Genomic DNA, 6958 nt, shown 5'->3' with positions numbered 1-6958 from the left:
GCCGCCGCCGTGCGCGACGCGGGCCACCCCCTCTCGGAGACCGTGCGCGGCGCGCCCCTCGCGTAGCTGCCCCCGAGCGCTGTGGCCGGGCCGATCAGTCGCCGGGCCCCCGCCGACCCGGACCCGCCGCGGCGTCGGCTCCGGCCTTCGCGAGGCGACGGGCCAGCTCCCGTAGGCCGGTCGGGTCCAGGACGCGGTCCCCGAAGCCCGGCAGCGGGACGTGCAGGCGGGCCGTCCAGGACTCTGGGACCGCCGCCGCGCCGTACCGCGCCCCGGCCAGGGTGCCGGTGACCGCCGCCACCGTGTCGGTGTCGCCGCCCAGGTCCACGGCGGCCCGTACGGCGTCCGCGAAGCCCGACGTGGTGCGCAGCGCCCACACCGCCGAGCCCAGGCAGGGCCACACCGCCCCGTTGAACTCGGTGGCCAGATCCGGATGCCAGTCCGGGGCGAGGACCCGCGCGTACCGCTCGCGGTGGTCCGGGTGCACCTGCGCCAGCGTCGCGGGGAGCGCGGACAGGGGGTCCCCGCCGTCCAGGGCCACGCGGACGAGCTCGTGGAGAACCGCCGTGCCCTCCCAGGCCGCCCGGTCCCCGTGGGTGAGCGCGGCGATCCGCCGGGCGGCGGCCATGGTCGCCGTTCGGCCCGACGGAGCGAAGTACACCGCCGAAGTCGAGGCGCGCATCAGGGAACCGTTCCCCGCCGCCCGCGCGTTGACCTGGAAGTGCAGCGCGGCTGCCAGGTCCCACGGGTCGCCGCTCGTCAGCACGATCTCCGTCTGCAGCCCGATGTCCTTGGGGTCCCCGGCGGCCCAGCGCCGGAACCGCTCGAAGACGTCGGGGAGTTCGAGCCCGCCGCACTCCAGCAGGGATTCCCCGACCAGCACCGCCATCTGCGTGTCGTCGGTGGCCTCGCCCGGATCCCAGCCGCCGCCCCCGCGCATCTCCTTGCCGAGGGCGCTCAACTGCCCGGCGGGGCCGAACTCGTAGGGCGCGCCGAGCGCGTCCCCGGCCGCCGAGCCGAGCACGGCTCCGACGGCGCGGTCGAGCCGGGCGGTCACGCGGTCTCGTCCTGCGGTTCGGGGCACACGCGGTCCAGCATCCCGCGCGTGAAGGCGTCCAGGTCGGCGAGCCCGGCCGCGGCCAGGGTGTCCGGGGCGCCCGTCAGGAGGTGGGGGACGGCTCCGTGCAGCGAGAGGGTGAGGGCCCGGGCGTGCTCCGGACCGGCCGGCAGTCCGGCGGCGGCCAGCAGGTGTCCGAACGCCGCGAAGTCAGCCGCCGCGATCGGGTCCAGCAGCTCCGCCAGCCACGGCCGTCGGGTGGCCTCGGCCTGGAGCTCCAAGTAGGCCACCACGCGCGGCCGCCCGGCGCCGGCCGTATCGCGGAGCAGTCCGGCGAGCAGCGCGGCGAGTCCGGCCCGGTCGGCGGGTCCGGGGCCGGCCCCCGCGAGCCGGTCGGCGAGTGCCCGGTACTGCTCCAGGCAGCGCCCGGCGACCGCGCGCAGCAGCGCGTCGCGGCTCGGGAAGTAGTTCTTGGCGGTGCCGAGCGGCACGTCGGCCGCCGTGTCGACGGCCCGGTGCGTCAGCCCCCGTCCGCCCGCCTCGGCGAGCACCGCGATGGCCGCGTCCCGCAGCCGGTCCCTTCGGTCCTGGTTCACGTTGCCAGCATAACCACATCCGTGGTACCACAGATGTGGCACCACGGATGTGGTGGTCGAGTGGGAGTGGCTCGAACGGGGGGTGTGTCGTGGGCGCGAGCGCTGGGGACATGGGCGGGGAGAGGCGCTCGGCGGTAGTCGTCGGCGCCGGGGTCGGTGGTCTCGCCACCGCCATCGGTCTGCGCCGGGCCGGCTGGGCGGTGACCGTTCTGGAGCGCCGGGCCGAGCCGGAGCGGTACGGAACCGCCTTCGGTATCCACCCCACGGCCCAGGCGGCCCTCGGCCGGCTCGGCCTCGGCGGGGCGCTCCGGGCGCGCGCGGTCCCGTATCGCGACGCGCGGATCCGACGCCCCGACGGTCGGGTACTGGCCGCGCTCCCGCTGGAGCGGATCGAACGCAAGGCGGGCCGCCCCGAACTGCTCATCTCGCGGCCCTACTTGATCGACGCGCTCCTCGCCGAGCTCGCGCGGCTCGGCGGCACGGAGATCGCGTACGGCCAGGCCTACGACGCTTCGGCCGCGCGGGGCGCCGACCTCCTCGTCGGCGCCGACGGGATCAACAGCGCCGTCCGATCCGCCCGCTTCGAGGGCCGGAGCCGGCCGCGCGAGCTCGGCTCCACGGCCTGGATCGGCACCGCCGGATTCGAGACCGGCGTCTACGGCGAGACCTGGGGCCGGGGCCGCTTCTTCGGGATGACCCCGGTCGAACCCGGCCGCACCAACTGGTACGCCACCGTTCCCGAGGCCACCACGGCCGAGGAACTGCGGGCCGCCTTCGCCGACTGGCACGACCCCATCCCGCGCATGCTCGCCGACACCGACCCGCAGACCTGGATCCGCTACCGGATGCGCCACCTCCACCCGGCGCTGCCCTCCTTCACCCGCACGGCTGCGCCCGGAGCGGTCGCGCTGGTCGGCGACGCGGCGCACGCCATGACCCCGAACCTCGGCCAGGGCGCCTGTACCGCGCTCCTCGACGCGGAGGCCCTCACCCGCGCCGTCGCCGCCCACGGCCCCGGCAGCCTGCCCGCCGCACTGCGCGCGTACGAGGGCGAGCGCCGCCGCAGCGCCCAGCGGGTGGCATTCGGCTCCCGGACCCTGCACCGCTTCATGACCGTCCGCCGCCCGGCCCTGCGGGACGCGCTCGTCGGCCTGCTGCCCGGTTAGCGCGTCCCGGCCCGGCCAGGCCAGGCCAGGCCAGGCCAGGCCCCGTCCCGGCCGGGACGTTCCGGCTAAGCGGTCCCGGCCGAGGCCAGTCGGCGTTCCACTTCCTCCCCCGACATGTCCTCCAGGTGGGCCAAGAAGATCCACGTGTGTCCGTACGGGTCTCGCAGGTGGGCCGTCCGGTCGCCGTGGAACTGGTCCGCGGGCTCCTGCAGCACTTCCGCGCCCGCCGCCGCGGCCCTCCGGACGAGTCCGTCCACGTCCGCGACGAACACGTGCAGCGCCACCGACGTCCCGCCCAGCGCCGTCGGCGCGGTGAACCCGCCGCCGGCGGTGTCGCCGAGCATCAGCACCGCCCCGCCGACGCGCAGCTCCGCGTGCAGGACGCCGCCGCCCGGTGCGTCCAGCCGGTATTCCTCCACGGCCCCGAAGGCCCGTACGTAGAAATCCAGGGCGCCGACCGCGTCGGCCACCATGATGTGCGGCACCACCGCCGTGCGATAGCGCTCCGGGATCGTCTGCCCCGACACCTCTGCCGCCTCGTTGTTCGTCATGTCCGCGACCGTAGGACCTCAAGTGCGATTCAGGTCAAGAGGCCGGTGGCGTCCCTGTGGAACGTGAGTACGCTGCTACACATGACGGGTCACCCCCCGGGGCCGCTCTGGACGGGCCGGGCCTCCAACCGCGTGCAGTGGATCCTCGCCGGAGCCGGTGCGGCCTGTCTGGCGCTCGGCATCCAGCTCGCCGTCGGCCACGCCTGGGGCGCCGGCATCGTCGCGCTGCTCATGGCGGTGATCGGCTGCCTCGCCGCGGGCCTGCTCATCCTCTTCGGCACCCTCGCCTTCGTGCACGCCGCCGTCACCGTGGACGCCGAGGCCATCGAGGTGCGCTGCGGGCACATCGGGCTGCCGCGCCGCAGGATCCGGCTCGCGGAGGTGGAGGCGGCCGAGTACGTGCCCTCGATCACCCCGCAGCAATGGGGCGGCTGGGGCTACCGCTGGCGCCCCGAGCGCGGTACCGCCATCATCGTCCGGCGCGGCGAGGGCCTTGAACTGCGGCTCGGCGACGGCAAGCTCTTCACCGTCACGGTCGACGACGCGGAGAACGCGGTCCGCGTGATCCGCACCCATCTGCGTGCCCTGGCCCACTGACTCCGCCACCGGCACAGGGAGGGGACGTACACTCCGCCAGATGAGCAGCAGTGCGACCCGCGCGACCGGGAACGAAGCCGGGAACGAAGCCGGGAACGAACCCCAAGGGGCCGGCGTACCGACTCGAGCGCCCGAGGCCGGGGTCGTGGCGGGTTCCCCCGCGCGGCGATGGGCCGGCCGGCTGGCGCGTCCCGCGCTCGCCGTCCTCTCCGGAGTGCTCCTCTACCTCAGCTTCCCGCCCCGCCCCCTGTGGTGGCTGGCACCCCTGGCCCTCGCCCTGCTCGGCTGGTGCCTGTACGGGCGCCGCGCGCGGGCCGGTTTCGGCCTCGGCGTGCTGCACGGGCTCGCCTTCCTGCTGCCGCTGCTCGTCTGGACCGGCGAGGGCGTCGGCCCCGTGCCGTGGCTGGCCCTGGTCACCCTCGAATCCCTCCTGATCGGCCTCACCACCCTCGGTATCGCCCTCGTCAGCCGGCTCCCCGGCTGGCCGCTGTGGGGCGCGGCCGTCTGGATCGCCGGCGAGGCGCTGCGCGCCCGGGCCCCCTTCGGCGGCTTCTCCTGGGGCAAGCTGGCCTTCGGGCAGCCCGACGGGGTCTTCCTGCCGCTCGCCGCGCTCGGCGGCACCCCGCTGCTCTCCTTCGCCGTGGCCCTGTGCGGATTCGGGCTGTACGAGGTCCTGCGCGTCGGCGCCGACACCCGCCGGGCCACCGCCGCGCTGCTCGCCGCCACCGCCGTGGCAGCCCCGCTCGCCGGGGCGCTGGCGGCCCGGCCGCTGGTCTCCGACGCGGCCGAGGACGGCACCGTGGTGGCCGCCGTCATCCAGGGCAACGTCCCGCGCGCCGGGTTCGACTTCAACGCCCAGCGCCGCCAGGTCCTCGACAACCACGCCAACCGCACGATCCAGCTCGCCGAGGACATCAAGCTCGGCAAGGTGCCGAGACCGGACTTCGTCGTCTGGCCGGAGAACTCCTCCGACATCGACCCGTACGCCGAGCCCGACGCCTACGCCGTCATCGACAACGCGGTCAAGACCATCGGGGTGCCCGTCGCCATCGGCTCCGTACTGGCCCCGGAGACCGGCCCGCTGCGCAACACGATGATCCTGTGGGACCCGGTCGAGGGCCCCGTCGACACCTACGACAAGCGCAAGATCCAGCCCTTCGGCGAGCGCATCCCGATGCGCTCCTTCGTCCGGCTCTTCAGTTCCGACGTGGACCGGGTGCGGCGGGACTTCGGCCCCGGCAAGGAGCCCGGGGTCTTCGACATGGCGGGCAGCGGAGTCGGCATGGTCACCTGCTACGAGGCCGCCTTCGACGACGCCGTCCGCTCCACCGTGCGGGCAGGAGCCCAGGTCATCGCGGTGCCCAGCAACAACGCCACCTTCGGCCGCACCGAGATGACCTACCAGCAGCTCGCCATGGACCGGGTCCGGGCCGTGGAGCACAGCCGGACCGTCCTGGTGCCCGTCACCAGCGGGGTCAGCGCCGTCATCCGGCCCGACGGCGAGATCGTGCAGCAGACGAAGATGTTCACGGCCGACGCCCTGGTCGCGGAGATCCCGCTGCGCTCCGCGCAGACCCCCGCCACCCGCTTCGGCCCGCTCGCCGAGTACCTCCTGCTGGCCGTGGCCGCGGCCGGACTCGGCTGGACGTTCGCCCGCCGGACGCGCAGGGCCTCGTAAGGTCGGGGAATGACCACACCTGACTTCATCCGCACCCTGCGCGCCACCGCCGGTCACCAGTTGCTGCTGCTGCCCGGGGTGACCGCCGTCGTGGTCGACGACCTGGGGCGGATCCTGCTGGGCCGGCGCGCCGACACCGGACGGTGGTCGGTCGTCGGCGGGATCGCGGAGCCGGGGGAGCAGCCGGCCGACACGGCGGTGCGCGAGGTGTACGAGGAGACCGCGGTGCGGTGCGTACCGGACCGGGTGGTGCTGGTGCAGATGCTCCCGCCGATCACCTACCCGAACGGGGACGTCTGCCAGTTCCAGGACATCACCTTCCTCTGCCGGGCCACGGGCGGGGAGGCGCGGGTCAACGACAACGAGTCGCTGGAGGTGGCCTGGTTCGCACCGGACGCGCTGCCGGAGCCGCTGGAGTCCTTCGCGGTGGACCGGATCCGCCAGGCCCTGCGGGACGAGCCGACCTGGTTCGCGGCCCCCGCCCCGGCTCAGCCGATGCCGGACGCCGCGCGGTAGAGCTCCACGGCCCGGTCGCCCATGACCGCGCTGTACGAGACCTCCGGCACGGTCCCGCCGCCCTCGTAGCCCCCGAGGACGCCCGCCATGGCGCCGCCGACGAGCCAGGGGCTGCCGCTGGTGCCGCCACTGAGGTCCGGGCACTCGATGCGGCGCTGGGTCTCGGAGACCAGGGTCGTGGCGTTGGCGCAGTACAGCGGGGACTCGGCGCGCCTCGGGTAGCCCACGACGGCCACCGTGGCCTCGGCCGGCTGCTCCGCCGCGACCGGGAAGCCCCCGACCACGTCCTCGATCTGACGGCCGTCCTGCGGGCCGTCCAGCGGGCCGTCCACCGGGCCGTCCACCGGGGTCACCGTCGCGAAGGCGATGTCGTCGTCCGGGTCCTCGCCGTCCGTCCAGCCGGGGGCCGCGTACACGCCGGTCAGCTTCCACAGGCCGTACGGGGCCTGGCCGTCGCGGTAGCCCGGGGCGAAGTAGGTGGTGTCCGGGCTGTCCAGGCAGTGCGCGGCGGTGGCGATCACGTCCCGGTCCCGGCTGCGCACCACGGAGGCGGTGCAGAAGTGGCCGCCGTCCAGGCCGCCCGCGAAGAGCGCGCCGACCCGCCCGGCCGTCGCGTCGGCCGCGGCCGTGGTCGTGACGCCGAGCGGCGGTTCGGCCAGCGCGTCGGGGACGTCGACGCTGAGCAGGGCCGTCATGGTGGCCAGGGCGAGCAGGATCCGCGCAGCGCGCCGGCCACGGGCACGGGCGCGGGAGCGGCGGTCCGGTCGGGAGGCGAGGCGCTGGATCATGCTCCGACC

At 75.2% G+C, this 6958-nt stretch carries 8 protein-coding genes; 4 read left to right on the top strand and 4 right to left on the bottom strand.

Features of this window, described 5'->3' with window-relative positions:
- Positions 1-94 precede the first annotated feature (94 nt).
- Both AC061S_RS40230 and AC061S_RS40225 read right to left on the bottom strand, forming a co-directional pair.
- Positions 95-1057, bottom strand: coding sequence for an ADP-ribosylglycohydrolase family protein (locus tag AC061S_RS40230; protein WP_478690823.1), 963 nt, complete (start codon positions 1055-1057; stop codon positions 95-97).
- Positions 1054-1653 (bottom strand): TetR/AcrR family transcriptional regulator, encoded by a 600-nt coding sequence (locus tag AC061S_RS40225; protein ID WP_478690822.1) that lies wholly within the window; start codon positions 1651-1653, stop codon positions 1054-1056. Before AC061S_RS40225 ends, AC061S_RS40230 begins: the two co-directional genes overlap by 4 nt.
- 110 nt (positions 1654-1763) lie before the next feature.
- On the opposite strand from AC061S_RS40225, the gene AC061S_RS40220 reads away from it, so the two are divergent.
- The gene (locus tag AC061S_RS40220) at positions 1764-2819 is read left to right on the top strand and encodes an FAD-dependent oxidoreductase (protein WP_478690826.1); all 1056 of its coding nucleotides are present in this window, start codon (positions 1764-1766) and stop codon (positions 2817-2819) included.
- A 65-nt stretch (positions 2820-2884) separates the two neighbouring features.
- Here AC061S_RS40220 and AC061S_RS40215 read toward each other — a convergent pair whose 3' ends face one another.
- Positions 2885-3370, bottom strand: a complete 486-nt coding sequence (locus AC061S_RS40215) for a VOC family protein (protein WP_478690821.1) — start codon at positions 3368-3370, stop codon at positions 2885-2887.
- Between the two features lie 81 nt (positions 3371-3451).
- Here AC061S_RS40215 and AC061S_RS40210 point away from each other — a divergent pair, with 81 nt between their 5' ends.
- Genes AC061S_RS40210 through AC061S_RS40200 form a run of 3 tightly spaced genes read left to right on the top strand, consistent with a single transcriptional unit; the run spans position 3452 to position 6161 of the window.
- The gene (locus AC061S_RS40210; protein ID WP_478690820.1) at positions 3452-3967 is read left to right on the top strand and encodes a hypothetical protein; all 516 of its coding nucleotides are present in this window, start codon (positions 3452-3454) and stop codon (positions 3965-3967) included.
- Between the two features lie 40 nt (positions 3968-4007).
- Positions 4008-5645, top strand: a complete 1638-nt coding sequence (gene lnt / locus AC061S_RS40205) for an apolipoprotein N-acyltransferase (RefSeq protein WP_478690819.1) — start codon at positions 4008-4010, stop codon at positions 5643-5645.
- A 9-nt stretch (positions 5646-5654) separates the two neighbouring features.
- Positions 5655-6161, top strand: a complete 507-nt coding sequence (locus AC061S_RS40200; RefSeq protein ID WP_478690818.1) for an NUDIX hydrolase — start codon at positions 5655-5657, stop codon at positions 6159-6161.
- Here AC061S_RS40200 and AC061S_RS40195 read toward each other — a convergent pair.
- The gene (locus AC061S_RS40195; RefSeq protein ID WP_478690817.1) at positions 6134-6949 is read right to left on the bottom strand and encodes a trypsin-like serine peptidase; all 816 of its coding nucleotides are present in this window, start codon (positions 6947-6949) and stop codon (positions 6134-6136) included. The genes AC061S_RS40200 and AC061S_RS40195 overlap by 28 nt on opposite strands.
- Between the last annotated feature and the right edge of the window lie 9 nt (positions 6950-6958).

Source organism: Streptomyces sp. CA189, assembly GCF_056428985.1.
The sequence above is the reverse complement of the archived record's forward strand: the minus strand, read 5'-3'. Positions and strand labels throughout refer to the sequence as shown.

Coding starts and splice junctions, on each gene's coding strand:
- AC061S_RS40200 (WP_478690818.1), top strand. CDS start 5,655: ATGACCACACCTGACTTCATCCGCACCCTGCGCGCCACCGCCGGTCAC.
- AC061S_RS40220 (WP_478690826.1), top strand. CDS start 1,764: ATGGGCGGGGAGAGGCGCTCGGCGGTAGTCGTCGGCGCCGGGGTCGGT.
- AC061S_RS40215 (WP_478690821.1), bottom strand. CDS start 3,370: ATGACGAACAACGAGGCGGCAGAGGTGTCGGGGCAGACGATCCCGGAG.
- AC061S_RS40195 (WP_478690817.1), bottom strand. CDS start 6,949: ATGATCCAGCGCCTCGCCTCCCGACCGGACCGCCGCTCCCGCGCCCGT.
- lnt (WP_478690819.1), top strand. CDS start 4,008: ATGAGCAGCAGTGCGACCCGCGCGACCGGGAACGAAGCCGGGAACGAA.
- AC061S_RS40210 (WP_478690820.1), top strand. CDS start 3,452: ATGACGGGTCACCCCCCGGGGCCGCTCTGGACGGGCCGGGCCTCCAAC.